We start from the raw sequence: 16,921 nt of genomic DNA, 5'->3' as shown, positions 1-16,921 counted from the left end.
AAAAAGAGGCATTTGGAACAATCCAAATGCCTCTTTTTTTATGTTTTAAAACCTATTTCCTAAACTGATCCACAATCCTTTGCAATGCTTTCAGCGTATCAAGATTACTGAAATAATCGTACAATTGCACATGCTTATCATAATCTAAGATTAAGGCTTCCTGCAGATATTTATAGGCTTCGTTGAAACTGCTATCGTACAGCAAATAAATACAAGCTCTATAATACAAATCGGCATCATCTGGAATTTCCTCAATTCCTTCATTCACTACTTCGTAAGCTTTTTGGTAGTTTTCTTGCTCAAAATACAAAAGAGACCAATTCAACCAAATATCAGTGTTAATAGGATCCAAATCAGCCGAACGATTATAAGATTCATCTGCGGAGATTGCATTTCCTAGTTTCGACTCATTATCTGCCAATAATAGCCAAAAATCACTATTTATGTCATTTAGCTTTATAGCTTTTTTTACAAAATGTATCGACTCCAAATACTTTTCTTGTTCGTAAAGCACCGAGGCCATACCAAACCAAGCATCGTCCCAAAACTCATCTAATTCAGATGCTTTTTTGTAATTTTTATAAGCTTCACCATATTCTTCGAGCTTCTCATGGGCAGCAGCAAAGTGCGTTAAAACTTCTGCCGAAGGCTCTTCAAATCTTAAAGTATTGGCGAATGCATCTTTTGCTTCTAGAAAATTTTCAAGATTCATGTGACTAAGCCCCAAATTGTACCATCCTGATGCAAAATCACCTTCTATAGCTACCGCAAACTCAAAAGCATCACGGGCTTTATCGTAAAGATTCAGAATATTATAGCATTGTCCCAAAGCAAACCAACTCAGTTGATTGTATGGGTCGGTGTCAATAAGTTTATTGAAAAAATCAATTCCTTCCTGCAAAATCGACTGTACATCATAACAATACACAAGCTCATTATAAACCAATTCGTTTTTAGAATTGCATTCTATAGCAGCATGAAACGATTCAATAGCTTGGTCTACCTGACCAACGCTGATCTGAGCCATGCCCATTTGAAAGTACACATTTTCTTTTTCCTGAGCTAATGGCAATATGTTTCTAAAAACTTCAAGTGCTTCCTCATTTTCGCCGGAACACATAAAAATCACACCTCTGAAATATTCAATTTCGGTATCTGATGGGTGAAAAATACTCGCTTGATCCAACAATTCGGTAGCTTCCTCTAACTCAAATTTATTAATTAGAATCTGGGTTTTATTTAGAATCAAATCCAAAGAGTGCGGATAATGTTTCAAGCCGTAGTTACAGACTTTCATACCAAGGTCAAACTTGCCTTTGAGCATATAATACTCGGCCAATGACTCAAAAATCTCCTCGCTAAAATAGGGCGTTTCCCTCTTTATTAGCATATTTTCAAACCTTTTCGCTGCGTCGGCTATGGTAGCCTCATTAAACTCATCAAAGTGCTCGCTGTAGTCTTGATTCATGCGAAATAAGGTTAATATGGTTAAATCTTCATTTAAAGATAATACATTTGGTATTAAATCCAAATTGAAGATGAATTATAAAATTTTTAGGGCTTTTGGGTACTCGCCATATAAGCACAAACTCTGTCTAAAGTTTGGTCTAAACTCCTAAATTCGAAATTGATTTTCTTGCGAATTCTATCACTATTATAAAAAATCCTAAGCTGTGACGTTTTGGCTGTCTCTTTCGAAATCAAGGGTGCTTTTTTTGTAAACCAAGACTTTACAGCCTCTATTCTCCAAATAATTCCCATCAACCAAGGCTTAACTTCAATTTTAGGCTCCGAAACTTTAAATCTCTCGGCTATAGCAGCAAAGAAGTCTTTATAGGAAACCAAACCCGCTGAAAGACAAAAACGTTCGTTTTCGATGTCCGATTTGATTAAAGTCACTATACAATTTGCCACATCTTTTACATCTACATAATTAAGATAACCTGGAGTAAAAAAAGGTTTTTTATCAAAAACATATTTAAAAAGCTGAGAACTGCTTTTGTGCCAATCACTCTCACCCAATATTATGGAAGGATTAACTATAACGGTGGATAAACCTTCCGCTTGGCCACGCCAAACTTCACATTCTGACTGATACTTGGTAACAGCATAGGTAGAGTTTGTCTCCGAATCTTCCCATTTTTGGTTTTCATCTATCTCTATTTCGCCCATTTTTTCGATTACGGCGTGCCCAGGTCGGCCAAATGCGGCAATAGAACTCACAAAACACAATTTCTTAATATTTTCTACCAAACAGGCATTGACAACGTTGGCCGTTCCCTCGATGTTAATTTTCTGCATTTCGACCCTGTCCTTCGGAGCAAATGAGACCATGGCGGCAGCATGCACCACATAATCGACACCTTTCATGGCTTCTTCCAAAGAAAAAACATCTAATACGTCACCTTCCACACATTCGATTTTCTCTGAAATAGCTTTAACAAAAGGAACAGAAGCCAAAGATCTCACCAGAGCTTTTACTTGGAAACCTCCTAAAAGAAATTCTTTGGCTACAGCTGAACCCACCAAACCAGTAATGCCGGTAATCAATACTACCATATGCGTTTTTTTTTACAAAAGTAAAGCAAATTGTTTTTCTTTTGAGCCATAAATAGAATTTCTGCCTTTATTTTGCATATTCAAATCAAAAATTCAAGAATGAACAATAGACTTGTTTATCTTCTTATTCTCTTAGTAGGCATCGGTATTGGATATATTTGGGGAAATAATTCCTCCCATATAAATGAAAATATCAATGAAAGTTCTTCCTCTGAAATACTAAAAAATACTAAAAACACAGAAAAAGAGGAGCTCAAAATCAAAGATTCAAAATATGAATCGGATTATAAATCAGGTAATATTCCTTCAAAAGTATTTGAGGTTTTAGATTATGTAAAAAAGAATAAACAAGCCCCTGACGGATACGAAGGAGGGCGAAAATTCAAAAATTTAGAGAAACTTTTACCAAAACAGACAGAAAGTGGCAAAAGGATAAACTACCAAGAATGGGATGTAAATCCGCATAAAGAAGGTAAAAATCGCGGAACTGAACGTTTAGTTACGGGCGATAATGAAGCAGCATATTATACAAATGACCACTACCAATCTTTTCAAAAAATTAAATGAATAATCTATCTATTTGTACAATTAAAGAATTTCCCGAGGATTTCGGCATTTTAGAAATTGACGCTAAAAGAGTTTCAACTTTGAGAGAATTCTATGAAGTTTTAGCCGAAACCATGGACTTTCCAGACTATTTTGGCTTTAATCTAGATTCTCTTGACGAACTTCTCAATGATTTGTCATGGATAGAAGATGAGAAAATTGGAATTTATTTTTCGAACTCAGAAAGCTTTTTACAAAAAGAAAGAAACGAAACTAAAATCCTTACCTTACTAGATTTATTGGACGCCACTTGCGAAGACTGGAAATGGATAGACAACGAAAATTCTGAAAACGAAAAAAAATCTTTACTATTTGGTTTTGACAAAAGCGAGAGGATTGAAAATCTATTGAACAAACTTCTCTAAAAATCGGTTAAATAAAAATGTAGATTTATCTATATTTCAAAAAATAAAAATAAATGAAATCATTCTTTTTGCAGGTAAAAGAGGTAATAAAAGAAACTTCGGATACAGTTAGCCTTTCGTTTTGGCACCCAATAAACGAACAAATAAAATACAAAGCTGGACAATTTATAACCATATCCGTTCCTACCCAAGACGGCAAAAAAGTCAAAAGAAGCTATTCAATGTCAAGCTCTCCTGCTTCAGACACTGCTGTAATAGTCACCGTGAAAAGAGTAGCAAATGGCATAGTTTCCAACTATCTAAATGACCATGTAAACGCTGGTGATTTTTTAGAAATAATAGAACCAATGGGTACTTTTCATTTTGAAACAGAAGAGAATCCAAATCGAAATATCATACTCATAGGAGCTGGCAGCGGCATTACGCCATTAATTTCAATAGCAAAAACTGCATTAAAAACTGAAGCTGACACACAAGTAAAACTCATTTACGGCAACAGAAATGAGGAATCTATAATATTCAAAAAAGCCATAGAAGAACTTGAAGGGCAATATGCTGGGAGGTTTATTGTTCAACACATTTTAAGCCAACCTTCAAGTACGTGGGTAGGCGAAAAAGGCAGAATAAATCAAGCAAATACCACGCTTTGGTTCAAAGAAGTAGGAGTAGATTTCAAAAAAGACCATTTTTATATGTGTGGTCCTGAAGAAATGATGGATCAGGTAAAATTGATTTTTGACCTGTATGATGTGCCGAAAGACCATGTTAATTACGAAAGATTCAACGCACCGATGATAGATGAACCAACTGAGGCTGGCGAAGAACTTAAAAAACAAACTATCACCGTAAAATACGACGGAGAAACTCACACTTTTGATGTTTTACCACATCAAACAGTACTGGAAGCTGCTTTAGAACTCGATATTGACTTGCCATATTCTTGCCAAGCAGGCATGTGTACAGCTTGTTTGGGAAAATGTGTTGAGGGCAAAATAAGGATGGACGAGGAAGAAGGATTAACCGACAAGGAAATAGCTCAAGGCTATGTTCTTACCTGCGTTTCACATCCCATGACCGAGGGCGTGGTAATAGAAATCGACTAAGATTTTGGAGAATTAGTGCTTTTGCCTTAATTTGTTTTAAAAAACAACAAAATGAGGTTAATTGCTGCTATTCTTCTTACCCTATCTATTTTTTCTTTTCAGAAAAACAAGAAACCTAATATTGTTTACATCCTAGCTGACGACCTTGGCTACGGTGAACTTGGTGTGTATGGTCAAAAAATCATTGAAACACCCAATATAGACGCTTTAGCAAGAGGAGGCAAGAAGTTTACGCAACACTATGCAGGTGCTCCCGTTTGTGCCCCGTCTCGATGTGTTTTGCTGACAGGCAAACATTTGGGGCATGCCTACATAAGAGGAAACGACGAATGGGCAGAACGCGGAGAGGTTTGGAAACTAAAAGCCATGGAAGAAAACCCAAAACTTGAAGGACAAAGACCACTACCAGATAGCATTGTAACATTAGCAGAAATTCTAAAAAACAATGGCTACACAACAGCTCTAGTGGGAAAATGGGGCCTTGGTGCTCCTGAAACTGAAAGCACACCTAACAAACAAGGATTCGATTATTTTTTTGGTTATAATTGCCAACGACAAGCACATACTTTGTACCCAACGCATCTTTGGGAAAATGAAGAAAAATACAAGCTGAACAATAAATTCATTGATATTCATCAAAATCTAGCGGCAGATTTAGACCCCTACAAACCGGAAAGTTATGCAGATTATAACCTAAACGACTATGCCCCAGAAGTGATGCATCAAAAGGCCATGGATTTTCTATCAAATACCAAAGGACAGCCATTTTTATTGTATTATGCTTCTCCCCTTCCCCATGTGCCACTTCAGGCACCACAGAAATGGGTGAAATATTATCAAAACAAACTCGGCAAAGAGGAACCCTATACCAAAGGTGGATATTACCCAAACATATCACCCAAAGCAACTTATGCTGCCATGATATCTTATCTAGACGAACAAGTGGGCGAATTGGTAAAAAAACTTAAAGAAACAGGCGAATATGATAATACTTTGATAATTTTCACAAGCGACAACGGCCCATCCTATGCTGGTGGCGTACAACCTGAATATTTTAAGTCTGGTGGACCTTTTCAGGAACAATATGGTAGAGGAAAAGGATTTGTTTATGAAGGAGGGATAAGAGTACCCATGATAGCTACCTGGCCCGATAATATCAAAAAAGGGACCGAAAGCGACCATATAAGTTCGTTTTATGATGTTATGGCAACTGTTGGAGATATTTTAAAAATAAAAATACCTGCAAATGATGGCATAAGTTTTTTACCTACACTATTAGACAAAAAACAAAAACAGCACGAATACCTCTATTGGGAGTTTCCTGAAACTGGTGGACAACAAGCCATTAGAATGGGAAAATGGAAAGCCGTTAGAACAGATTTGAAAAAAGGAATTGTAAAAACACAACTTTATGATCTATCTGTGGATATAACTGAACAAAATGACATTTCGGAGAAAAACCCTGAAATAATAAAAAAAGTGGAGCAAATATTTAAGCAAAATCACACACAATCACAATTGTTAAAATTCAGAATGGAAAGTTTGGGGGATAAATTAGAGTAAAAAATTAAGGTAAATAATGAAATTCAAAAACCATAACCAATTCGTTTACAAGACCTTAAAATACTATTATCTTATTTTTAAAAAAATGATGTGACTTCAATTGTTTTGGATAGTCTTAAATTTAACTTTCCAAAACTATGAAATTTAAACTAATTGTTTTTGCATTAATTTTTGCCTTTCCATTTGCCTCCTTTTCCAAACAGCCTAAACACAAAAAGAAAAAATCAGCCAAAGTAGTTAAAGCTACCAAAACTGATGATGACTTTGGGACATTCAAATACGAAAGTCCAATACTTTTTAAAAAGAGCGTTTTTTTAGGTTAAAAAGATATTTTAGAACCCCGAAGTAAAAAACCGTTGGCGACCTTTGGTCGCCTTTTTTATTTATATATTAAAGTAGATAAATGATTTGCGTCAAACATCTCATTGGCTAAATCAGAAAGTTTAGCATTTGTGATATTGTCTATATCACTAAATATTTTACTTAAAGGCTCCACTTTATCTAAATCCAAAAGACTTTTGGCCATCATCAACATAAAACCTTGTTTGCTTTCTTCCGACATAGCCAGTTGACCTTTTAATTGCTCTTTCAATGTTTTTAGCTGAATAAAACCCAAGGACTTATTTTTAAGATTTAACAATTCTTTGTCGACTAATTTTAGCGTTTTGTTCAAATTCTGAGGATCAGTCCCAAAAAATACAGCGAACATTCCCGAATCATAATAAGAAGTAAAACCAGCCTCTATTTGATAAACCAATCCATATTTTTCTCTAAGGCTCAGATTAAATCTGCTGTTCATTCCAGGTCCGCCCAAAAGATTTACTAAAGCAAAGAAAGGCAATCTGTTTGGATGATTCAATGCAAAAGAAGGTCTGCCTATGGCTACATGAGCTTGGTTATTGTTCTTTTCAAGGATTTGCTTTGTAGCAGTATATTCTATTGGCGAAGTCCTAATTCTTGAGGTTCTTTTCAAAGGAATATCTCTCAAAAACTTTTCTACTACTCTTACCACCTTCTTAAAATCAAGATTTCCAACTATCGAAACTATGATTTTTTCTGTATCTAAATTTTCATCAATAAACTTCTGAAAATCTTCTCTTTTAAAACCTTTGACACTTTCGGTGGTACCTAAAATATTAACTCCCAAAGAATGATTTGGAAAAACCACTGTGTCAAACTCGTCTTGGATTGCGTCTTCAGGAGAGTCTAAATACATCGACATTTCTTCTAAAATTACCCCTCGTTCTACTTCTAACTGTTTTTCAGGAAAAACACTGTTAAAGGTAATATCTGTTAGTAGATCTACAGCTTTTTCAAAATAACTATCCAAAACCGAAGCATAAAAACATATTTTCTCTTTTGTAGTGTAGGCATTTAACTCTCCTCCTACTGCCTCCAAACTATTGATAATATGATAAGCTTTTCTTTTTTGCGTGCCTTTAAACGCCATGTGTTCCCAAAAATGTGCTAAGCCAGCCTGGTCAGGCCTTTCGTCGCGACTGCCTATGTCAAGCATAATGCCGCAATGGACAATTTTGGTGTTGGGAACATTTTTATGTGCGATGCGTATGCCATTGGGCAATGTATATAACTGATACTCAGACATTCTTTATTATTTTTCCGAAAACAATTTACAAAGGTACGGTGGTTTTTATTATTAAATCAAAATAATCAAAAAACAGTTTCCGCTTTTATTAATATCTTTGAAATTAGAAAAATAGAAAATGATATTAATTGCTGAAAGTGGCTCGACAAAAACAGACTGGAGACTGCTGGACCAAGACCAAACTTGTTACACTTCAATAGGTTTAAATCCATATTTTGTAGATGCTGAAAGAATTTCAGCTGAAATAAGTCCTTGGATATCGAAAATCGAGAATCTTAAAGAAGTCCATTTTTATGGAACTGGCGTAACTGACCAAGAAAAATCAGAAATAATCAAAAAAGGAATATTAAATGCACTAGGTTATAAAGTTGACATTTATACCTATTCTGATGTAATAGCTGCGGCAAAATCAATTTTTGGAATCGATGAAGGAATTGCATGCATTTTAGGAACAGGCTCAAATTCTTGTTTTTGGAATGGTTCGGAAATCAGCTTCCAAATCCCGCCATTAGGTTTTTGGCTAGGAGACGAAGGAAGTGGCGGACATTTAGGAAAAAGCCTAATATTAGATTATTTACATAATGAAATGCCTTTAGATATCAGAACTTTATTCGAAGAAAAATACGGCAAAATTGAAAGAGTAACTATAATGACAAAGTCTTATAAAGAAGCTCTACCCAATAAATATTTTGCTAATTACACTTATTTTATTTTCGAAAACCTCCAATTTGAATATTGTAAAAGTTTAGTCAAAAAATCTTTCGAAGCTTTTTTTCAAAAATATTTATTGAAATACCCTAACTTAAAAGACGAGAAAATAGGCTTTGTAGGTTCTATCGCATTCTATTTCCAGGATATTTTAAAAGAAATTTGCCAAAATCATGAAATAAATATTTACAAAATCATAGAAAAACCAATTGATGGTCTTGTAAACTTTCATCAAGAATAACGGTCATTTCGCCAAGGATATGCTGTATTGGAGTATCCTCTTTCTTCCCAGAAACCTCTCTTGTTTTTATCTAAAAATTCAATTCTTTTTATCCATTTTGAGCCTTTCCAGGCATATAGTTGTGGAGTGATCATACGTACCGGGCCACCATGCTCAAGTGCTAAAGGCTCATCATAAACTGTGTGAGCAAGCAAAACATCTGGCTTTAAGGCTTCTTCTATAGACACATTGGTGGTGTAAGTATCATATCCATAGCACATTATATGCGTAGCGGAGTCTTTTGGTTGTACCAATGCTGCCAAATCCATCAAACTTACGCCTTTCCAAGGCATATTGAGCTTTGACCAAGTGGTAACACAATGGAAATCACTGGTATCTTCGGTTTGGGGTAAATTCATAAAATCTTCCCATGTCAATAATACAGGATTTTCCACTTCACCATCGATTTTCAATCTCCAATTTTTGAGTTCAATTTTTGGATGATAACCTAAATCTAAAACCGGCCATTTTTCAGTTAAAGTTTGCCCAACAGGAATAATTGGCATTCCGTGTCTATTTAGATCTCCTTGACCCATTGGCTTTTCGTCGGCAATAGATGGAGAATTTTTGATTTTTTCTTCAAACCTCGCCTTAAGCCTCATTCTAGAAGCGACAATTTTTTCTAATTTATCTTCCACGTTCTGTATTTTTCTTAAATATATTGTATTTATCAAACACAAAAAAACAATTAATAGGTTTTAAGGAATTATTTTATATGAATATATGTTCATTTATTGATAAAGAAAACAAGGTTTATTCGGAAGAAAAGCCTAATTTTGCTCCAAAAAAGTGTTATATGGGTAAAGTAATATCAGCAGTAAAAATGAAATGCCCTCGATGTGGGGAAGGCGAACTATACGACAGAAGCAATTTGTTTTCTTTCAAAGGTTTTTTTAAGATGAAAGAGCATTGCTCTAATTGTGGCATGAAGTACGAAAAAGAGGTAGGATTCTTTTATGGAGCCATGTATATTTCTTATATGCTTAACATTGCCCTTTTTGTAACTGCAACAGTCGGGTATTACTTGTTTTTTGAAGAAAAATACGATTGGAGATATTATATAATGGTGTATTTGCTGATTACTTTTATGTTAGTAAGATGGATTTACAGAATGTCAAGGTCGATTTGGTTAATGATAATGGTGGCTTACGAGCCAGAAAAAAGAGATATAATATAATAAAATACAAATAAGATGACTGGAAGTTTTGATGAATTAATAAAATCAGAAAAACCTGTATTGATAGATTTTTCTGCAGAATGGTGTGGACCTTGCAAAGCATTGGCTCCTATCTTAAAACAATTGGCTGGTGATATGGGAGATAAGCTTCGTATCATTAAAATAGATATTGACAAAAACCCTGCATTGCAGCGTAAATACAATATTTCTGGCGTACCGACAATGATGATTTTCAAAGACGGACAACAAAAATGGCGTCAGTCAGGAGTACTGCAACTATCTCAATTGAAGCAAGTTGTCAATGGATTTTTAAATTAAAAGCAAACTTTTGGCTAGTTTTTATAATTAGCCAAAAGCCTTTTTTCAATTACAACCACTAATTTGGGCTTTAAAAATAGAGCCATTTTCTACATAAAACCCAGGCAAAAACTCTAAATAATTGGCCGCCTGATACTGCACTTTAGATTGATTTGTAATAGAATTAAAACCAATTAAATATCCGCTAGATTGCTTTATTAGGTCTATTTGGTTTGAAATATTATTAGCAGCCGATAGAATTAAAGCAGCCGGACATGTATTTAAAACCATTGTTTGACAAACTGATTTGTTTCCAATGTCGTCTACTGCTTGAATTGTTAAAGTCTTACCTTCATTTGCAATTGGAATGTATATAACAGTACTATTGATAGTTTGAAACAAGACTCCATTTAAATATATTTCGTAAGCTACTGAATTATCAATATTATCAGAGGAGGCATTCCAAGATATTTGAAAATCAGTATTATTGTTCGTTTTAGAGAGCGACAAAAGAGTACTGGGTGCTAGAATATCTGTAAAAGTACAATTGGACAAAAATTTTGCATCAGCCCAATCGCCATGATCGCCACATAAGCCATTTCCGGCTCCGTCAACTACAAGTTTTAATATATTGGTGTTTTTTATTGGAATATCAATCTGAACCGTAGGAGTTGAATCATAAAAAGTCGGACTTTGATAAGCTAAAACATTGTCTTTATAAACCGAAAAAGTTACACTTCCGCAGCCTATGCCATTCACTTCATCATCTAAACCTATACTTGCATGAAAGGTTTCCCAAGTAGTCCCACTTAGATTATATTGAATTTCAGCATTAGCATGAACACCGATACCCTTTGGATATACAACGCCATTCAGGGTTATTGGATGCCCATCATTTGCATATCCTTCCCCATTGCTTTTATCTAATTCTAACGGCCCATAACCATTAGACGATGACAGTGGAACTATATTAGAAATATATTCTTGTCCGATAGATCCTTGGCAAACTGGCACCTGGAAGATTAATTCAGAACTAGGTGTAGCATTTCCTGCATTGTCTCTAGGTATAACTTGGGCAACGAACGTTTTACCTGTTAATATTTGATCGGAGGAATAGGTAAATTCCGTAGAATTACCTGCAATAAATTTATTCGAAATTCCATTTATTCTAATTTCGATCTTTTTCACTTGATCGTTATCTGTTAAAGAATTCCATTTCAATTTAAAGGAATTTTGCGAAAAATTTTCAACTTTTAAGTTAGCAAAACTTGGCGGGGAAAAGTCAGTAGTGGCACAATTTGGGAAAATATTTTTCACCATTCTTGTCGTAAGTCCATAAGAATCAGTAACTGTAAAAATCAGCTCATAAAAATAAAAATCATGTTCACAATCAACTCCAGAAAGCGAATAATTGTGACTCGTACCACTTTGCGAAAAATATGGATGCTCATGATCATTATGATGTAAGTAAACTTCCCAAAGCGTGGAGAGTTGATTATTTGGCTGCTGAGCATCAGATACTTGTGCTGTCAAATTTAGGTTTTGACTCGTTAAATTTTGAAAAACAGCAAAATTATCTACGCTAGTTGAGTGTATAATGGGTGGGGTATTATTAGTAGAAATTTTCAATGAAAACGTTGATACTCCGCCTTGACCATCCAAAACAGTTAGAACCACCTCAAATACTTGTGGTGCAGCACCCACGGTACTATAAAAAGTATGACTTGGACTAACTCCAGTCGCCGAAGCACCATCACCAAAACTCCAATTATAAGTTAAAATATCCCCATCTGGGTCCATCGTAGAGGATGCATCAAATTGAACTAACAAAGGCGAGGCTCCAAATTTTTTAGAAACCTCAAAATTTGCTATTGGGTTTTGATTTCCATTGGGTTCATACTTTAAGCGAACCACTTTATTTGTAACTGTAGCATAATATAAAAATTCATCGTGGGGATTATAAGAAAAGTGAATTAAGCCAACGACAGAATTCCCAAAATTAGATTTACTGATTGGGTTATTGTTGTTATCAAATTTTAAAGTCCTAACCCATTGATCATTAAAATCAGCAAAAAAATAGGCATCATGGAATTCCTCAGGGTACTTTGTACCTTCATAAAAAACCCCTCCTATAGCACAACTACCAGTAAAATTTGTATAAGGAAAATCCACCGAACCGAAATTTTTCACCACATTGTTTACTAACACTCTTGCTGTGGAACCAGTTCTGCCCCATTCCAATGCCGGCTTTTGAAAACTGGTAGGTTCATACGTAGCATTAGAAATATTTACATGATCCATACCTTCAAATTTAGGCCAACCAAAATTCTGTCCACCCGTAGTTATCACATCAATTTCTTCTTTGGTCTCTTGGCCAACATCCCCAATATAAATAGCTCCAGGATTTCCTTCACTTATTAGATGTGCTCCAGTTCCCGGTTTCATGGTAATTCTGAATGGATTACGAAATCCTCTTGCAAATATTTTAGATCTTTTAGAGGAAGGATTACTTGGTTCAAAATAAGGATTTGAAGGATACCCTTCTCCATTTGAAGGATTAATTCTCAACACTTTACCATTCAATGAATTCAAAATCTGGCATCTCCACAATCTTCTAGCGTCATATTCTTCTTGGGATAATATTTGGTCTGCATAAGCTTGGTCTTCATAATCATCATTTATTGCACCATCTCCACATGTTACGATTAACGAACCATCCGAGCCAAATTTCAAATCTCCTTCACAATGTCCTGTACCAGTATGTGGAAATCCATTACTTTTCGTAGTTCCCACTAATATAACTTTGGAATTTGGAACAACCGAATTAAAGCCATTTGAGGCGTTTAAAGTAAACCTCGACACTCTTGCTATGGTCGCCCCAACTTCCGAAGTGGTAGCTGAATAGCTTGGCGTTCCATAGTTTAATAAATAATGCCTATCGACAATATAAAACAAATAAATGTAACCATTGCTCGAGAAATTTGGATCTAGAACCATGCTAATCAAGCCAAGAGAAGGGTGCGAATTGGTTTCTTCTGAAATATCAAGTAATTGCGTTTTAATGTTGTTATGAAATACAAAGACTTTGCCCCCACGTTCCCAAACATACATTCTATTATTTCCATCGAAAACGGTCCCCATTGGGGCATCCCATGTAGATATTTCTTCTGCTATAAAACCAGCAGGTAATTGTGGAGGCGATTGTGAGAAACATTTAAAAGTAAAAATTAAAAAAATAGCTAAAAAATAGCCAATCTTCTGAAGCATAACGTTGTGATATTAAATTACTTAATGGTTTCAAACCAAAAATAATTTAAAAAAGGAGAGTTACCAACTAATTTTATTTTATGGTAAGCAAATTTTTAGTGAGAATAAAAAAAATGAACGTGTAATAATATTTACACGTCCATTGCTTAATCTAAAGTTAACTTAATGCCTTGCGTGACCTTTCGACCTTGCACCGTGATGATTTTTTGAATAATTATTTCTATTTGAATGACTATAACGATTACTACGGCTATTATAATTTCTATTGTTATTGTAATTCCTGTGGTTATTGTAATTTCTCGAGTAGTATTCTCTTTGAGGTGCATAGTAAGGTCTTGCATGTGAATACCTTGGACCATAACCGTATCTATAATAATGTCCCCCTCCGTAAAAACAGCTGCTCAAACTGACAGAAAACAACAAAGTGATAATCACCACTTTGGTTAATGCAAATATTTTTTTGTTTTTCATCTTGATAAGTTTTTTTTCAAAGATGTTAGTAAGACGGTATAAGTTGCATAAAATTATAACCAAAGCCGTACATTAACATTTTGTTTAGAAATCGGGGGATGGTAGCAACTCTTATTTAGATTTAAAACCAAAACAAAAACGATCTAAGACTAAAACATTTGTTGGTCATTTATTTAAAACTGGTGATTCAGCAATTAAAACTTGAAGACAACATAGCAATTTTGGTAGAACCATCAATGAACGGAACAACAATTATTACTGTCTAAGCAAGTAATACTTCAGCAGAAATACCTAAGTTTTTATGTAGCTCCTTAATCATTTTAAGACTTAGGCTTCTTTTCCTATTTAAAACCTCTGAAACCCGATTTTCTCCACCAAAATACTTAGCTACCTCTTTTTGTGAAAGATTCAGCATTTTCATTTGTTCTTTGATTGCCTCTATTGGATCTGGTGCTGGAATTGGATAATGTTTCTTCTCATATTCTACCGCCAATATTGTGATAGCGTTTAATATCTCAAGAGCTTTTTGTCTTACTTCAAGATCCTCCACCTTATCTGCATCAATCAGTGCATTGATAATGTCGTTTGCGTCTTCAAAATCCTGCTCGTTTGTAATTGGTTTGATTTTGATAGTATCTAAGTCAATGTCAAGCGTTTTCATAATTTTTTATTAAATGTTATGTATGTCTATCATACTCTTTATGAGTTCCTATAAACCTGATATAAGCAGACTGAAATTGGTATTCAAATTTGACTACTAACCTATACTTAGTATGGCAAATATCGAATATCATACGGTTGTTTTTAAGACTATCTGCATCTTTGAAAAAACACGTTATTTCTCCTGGAGTTTTGAAGGTCAACTTCTCAATTATTGCATACCATGTTTCTAAAGAAGGCTTAGAATCAGGATATTGTTCCCAAAATTTCCTAAGTGTTCCTTTACTATATATCTTCGTACAGTAAATTTAAAGCAAAAGTTCCACTTTTCGGGAAGTGTAGAAAAAAGAATTATTTGGAATAGAATTTTAGATGTAAGGCAAAAGTTGAAATAGCAAGTAAACCTTGCCTGACACTACAACGATGGTAGAACCATCTTAGAGCGGTTTAGATCTGAAATAAACACCGATGTACGCTGTGCCTTTGTGTAGCCTTTATTCAAAACTAATGATATAGCAAATAAAACTTGCCTGGCACCAAAACGATGGTAGAGCGGTTGTTCTATTCTAATCTTTTTGGCAAATAAAAATAAGACTGAGTGTAATAAAAGTTACGATGCGATCTGCAGAACCTAAACCGTTCCATTGAGTGCTTTGCCACATGGCAAACCACTCGCCACCTATTACTTCGAAGCCAATAAACCATATGACGATACCTATTCCAAGGCCATAAATGCCAAATACCTTGCTATTTTGAAATTCTTCTTTTGATTTCTTTAAGTTAGAAATCATTTTACTTACGCCTATAAAACAAAAAATGGCCATAATACCTTCAAGCAGAATAAGAAGAATATAGGCAGAATGATAGACAGTTGCTGATTGAATCGAACGGTATTTCAATTCATTCTGAGGAAAAGTAGTATCCATCTTTAATACATGTTCTACAAAATAAAAATTCGAGTAATAATCAGTAATGTTACCCATTGTTACCAATAAGGCCAAAATTGAAATGCCTGCAAGCATCATAATTTTGACCAATCGGACAGCAAAAATAGAATCTTTTTTCATCTTAAATATTTTAGAAAAATGGAAATATGGCTTATATATATTAAATAAAAAACATTCTGGAATTTCCAATAACATCAAATTCTCCCTCTGCAGGATTTACTTCATTAGTACGAGCGAATGACGTGCCGATAGCTACCGAGATTAGCTCTAGAAAATGAAATTGAATTTTAAAAATAAACTAAAAACAGTATAATTGAAATAAATGAATGGGAAAAAGCACAAGTTTGAAAAGTTTTGTGACGATTATTTTGGAAAAAGAGTTGGCCATAAACTATAGAGAAGATTAATAAGTTTTATTCGGATTGGAAATCCTCATTATCTAGCTTCGATATGTCCTTTAGAACATGTCGAAGAGCGGAAAGTTTCAGAAAGTGGCAAATATATTTGAATAGAAATATTGATTACAAATTCTATTTAGTAAATCTTAGCAAAGCTAATTTTTTATTAGAATCCCATTCATGTAAAATTTCTAATCTAGTTATTATATCAGCAAATTCTCTTTTCCCCTTAGGATAAATAACAACTCTTGCAAATATCTGCAAATGTCCTTCAACGCTTTGCGGAAAAGATTTGTTTGTTTTTGTAATTAAAAAATCAAGCCCCTTTTCAGTTACTATTGGATTATTTTTTGTAGCATCATAGTCATTTGAGTACCACCAGAATGAGCTTTTTGAGTTAAATAAATTTTCAAGTGGTGTAGCAATATTATCTTGACGAAAGTAATCTTTAATTGTAAACTTAGAATCGGAAGGCAAATGGGTATAAATTGAAAATTGAACTAAAAACAACCTAGCTTCATATTTGGTGGTATCAAGTTTTCTGATTCCAATTTTACCTAAAATGTGTGTGGAGTCAGGTCTTATTACACCTGGTATTTGACTGAAAAAAAGTTCAACATTGCCAATTCCCAAAGAAACAGGAACAGTAACAAAAGTACTTAAACTATCTAATGGTGGTAATACAACAACATGAGTGGAATCTTTAGGGACTATTACTTTAGGTGGCTCGTTCAAATCGGATGGTAATTTTCCTTTTTCACAAGAAACCAAAGCTAAAAAAGGAAAAAATAGGAGTATGTAAATTAAGTTGTTGTTGTTTTTCATTTCTGAAAGTGTTTAATTCAAGGTCACTTATATTAATTATATTTCATCCAAATTGAGTTACTATTTCCAATTTAAATATACTATATATA

General features: G+C 34.3%; 18 protein-coding genes. 8 read left to right on the top strand and 10 right to left on the bottom strand.

All coding sequences use genetic code 11. The features are described 5' to 3' along the window. Positions 1 to 52: 52 nt before the first annotated feature. Both EGI22_RS17270 and EGI22_RS17265 read right to left on the bottom strand, forming a co-directional pair. Positions 53 to 1,468 (bottom strand): tetratricopeptide repeat protein, encoded by a 1,416-nt coding sequence (locus tag EGI22_RS17270; RefSeq protein WP_255069683.1) that lies wholly within the window; start codon positions 1,466 to 1,468, stop codon positions 53 to 55. 86 nt (positions 1,469 to 1,554) lie between these two features. Beyond that, positions 1,555 to 2,559, bottom strand: a complete 1,005-nt coding sequence (locus EGI22_RS17265) for an NAD-dependent epimerase/dehydratase family protein (RefSeq protein WP_255069682.1) — start codon at positions 2,557 to 2,559, stop codon at positions 1,555 to 1,557. A 99-nt stretch (positions 2,560 to 2,658) separates the two neighbouring features. Between EGI22_RS17265 and EGI22_RS17260 the strand changes: the two genes are divergently transcribed. The 5 genes from EGI22_RS17260 (at position 2,659) to EGI22_RS17240 (ending at position 6,519) form a co-directional block, all read left to right on the top strand. After that, entirely contained in the window at positions 2,659 to 3,126 is a 468-nt protein-coding gene (locus tag EGI22_RS17260) for a ribonuclease domain-containing protein (protein ID WP_255069681.1), read from the top strand. Continuing rightward, positions 3,123 to 3,530, top strand: coding sequence for a barstar family protein (locus EGI22_RS17255; RefSeq protein ID WP_255069680.1), 408 nt, complete (start codon positions 3,123 to 3,125; stop codon positions 3,528 to 3,530). Before EGI22_RS17260 ends, EGI22_RS17255 begins: the two co-directional genes overlap by 4 nt. Positions 3,531 to 3,583: 53 nt before the next feature. Continuing rightward, positions 3,584 to 4,633 carry a ferredoxin--NADP reductase gene (locus tag EGI22_RS17250; RefSeq protein ID WP_255069679.1) on the top strand — a complete coding sequence of 350 codons (1,050 nt, stop codon included), beginning with the start codon at positions 3,584 to 3,586 and terminating at the stop codon, positions 4,631 to 4,633. A 51-nt stretch (positions 4,634 to 4,684) separates the two neighbouring features. Further along, positions 4,685 to 6,196, top strand: a complete 1,512-nt coding sequence (locus EGI22_RS17245) for an arylsulfatase (RefSeq protein ID WP_255069678.1) — start codon at positions 4,685 to 4,687, stop codon at positions 6,194 to 6,196. A gap of 137 nt (positions 6,197 to 6,333) precedes the next feature. Further along, the gene (locus EGI22_RS17240) at positions 6,334 to 6,519 is read left to right on the top strand and encodes a hypothetical protein (protein ID WP_255069677.1); all 186 of its coding nucleotides are present in this window, start codon (positions 6,334 to 6,336) and stop codon (positions 6,517 to 6,519) included. 56 nt (positions 6,520 to 6,575) lie between these two features. On the opposite strand, the gene EGI22_RS17235 is transcribed toward EGI22_RS17240, so the two are convergent. Continuing rightward, positions 6,576 to 7,802, bottom strand: a complete 1,227-nt coding sequence (locus EGI22_RS17235) for a pitrilysin family protein (RefSeq protein ID WP_255069676.1) — start codon at positions 7,800 to 7,802, stop codon at positions 6,576 to 6,578. Positions 7,803 to 7,920: 118 nt separating this feature from the next. Between EGI22_RS17235 and EGI22_RS17230 the strand changes: the two genes are divergently transcribed. Continuing rightward, on the top strand, positions 7,921 to 8,751 hold the full coding sequence (locus tag EGI22_RS17230) for an N-acetylglucosamine kinase (RefSeq protein ID WP_255069675.1): 831 nt from the start codon (positions 7,921 to 7,923) through the stop codon (positions 8,749 to 8,751). Here the strand turns inward: EGI22_RS17230 and EGI22_RS17225 are convergent. After that, positions 8,742 to 9,392: a molybdopterin-dependent oxidoreductase gene (locus EGI22_RS17225; protein ID WP_255069728.1), complete on the bottom strand. Its 651-nt coding sequence runs from the start codon at positions 9,390 to 9,392 to the stop codon at positions 8,742 to 8,744. The genes EGI22_RS17230 and EGI22_RS17225 overlap by 10 nt on opposite strands. A 194-nt stretch (positions 9,393 to 9,586) precedes the next feature. Between EGI22_RS17225 and EGI22_RS17220 the strand changes: the two genes are divergently transcribed. Together EGI22_RS17220 and trxA are read left to right on the top strand one after the other, a co-directional pair. Further along, entirely contained in the window at positions 9,587 to 9,967 is a 381-nt protein-coding gene (locus EGI22_RS17220; protein ID WP_255069673.1) for a DUF983 domain-containing protein, read from the top strand. 15 nt (positions 9,968 to 9,982) lie between these two features. Further along, positions 9,983 to 10,285: a thioredoxin gene (gene trxA / locus EGI22_RS17215; RefSeq protein WP_255069671.1), complete on the top strand. Its 303-nt coding sequence runs from the start codon at positions 9,983 to 9,985 to the stop codon at positions 10,283 to 10,285. 45 nt (positions 10,286 to 10,330) lie between these two features. On the opposite strand, the gene EGI22_RS17210 is transcribed toward trxA, so the two are convergent. The 6 genes from EGI22_RS17210 to EGI22_RS17185 all read right to left on the bottom strand — a co-directional run bounded on the left by EGI22_RS17210 (position 10,331) and on the right by EGI22_RS17185 (position 16,832). Beyond that, positions 10,331 to 13,531, bottom strand: a complete 3,201-nt coding sequence (locus tag EGI22_RS17210) for an NPCBM/NEW2 domain-containing protein (protein WP_255069670.1) — start codon at positions 13,529 to 13,531, stop codon at positions 10,331 to 10,333. Between the two features lie 162 nt (positions 13,532 to 13,693). Beyond that, the gene (locus EGI22_RS17205) at positions 13,694 to 14,002 is read right to left on the bottom strand and encodes a hypothetical protein (RefSeq protein ID WP_255069669.1); all 309 of its coding nucleotides are present in this window, start codon (positions 14,000 to 14,002) and stop codon (positions 13,694 to 13,696) included. A 262-nt stretch (positions 14,003 to 14,264) separates the two neighbouring features. Then, on the bottom strand, positions 14,265 to 14,663 hold the full coding sequence (locus EGI22_RS17200; RefSeq protein ID WP_255069668.1) for a type II toxin-antitoxin system HigA family antitoxin: 399 nt from the start codon (positions 14,661 to 14,663) through the stop codon (positions 14,265 to 14,267). 16 nt (positions 14,664 to 14,679) lie between these two features. After that, a complete protein-coding gene (locus EGI22_RS17195; RefSeq protein ID WP_255069727.1) occupies positions 14,680 to 14,955 on the bottom strand; it encodes a type II toxin-antitoxin system HigB family toxin in 276 nt (91 codons plus the stop codon). A 273-nt stretch (positions 14,956 to 15,228) separates the two neighbouring features. Further along, entirely contained in the window at positions 15,229 to 15,729 is a 501-nt protein-coding gene (locus tag EGI22_RS17190; protein ID WP_255069667.1) for a DUF2165 family protein, read from the bottom strand. Positions 15,730 to 16,139: 410 nt separating this feature from the next. Then, on the bottom strand, positions 16,140 to 16,832 hold the full coding sequence (locus tag EGI22_RS17185; protein ID WP_255069666.1) for a hypothetical protein: 693 nt from the start codon (positions 16,830 to 16,832) through the stop codon (positions 16,140 to 16,142). Positions 16,833 to 16,921 lie beyond the last annotated feature (89 nt).

Source organism: Lacihabitans sp. LS3-19 (genome assembly GCF_024343575.1).
GTDB lineage: Bacteria > Bacteroidota > Bacteroidia > Cytophagales > Spirosomataceae > Leadbetterella.
The sequence above is the reverse complement of the archived record's forward strand: the minus strand, read 5'-3'. Positions and strand labels throughout refer to the sequence as shown.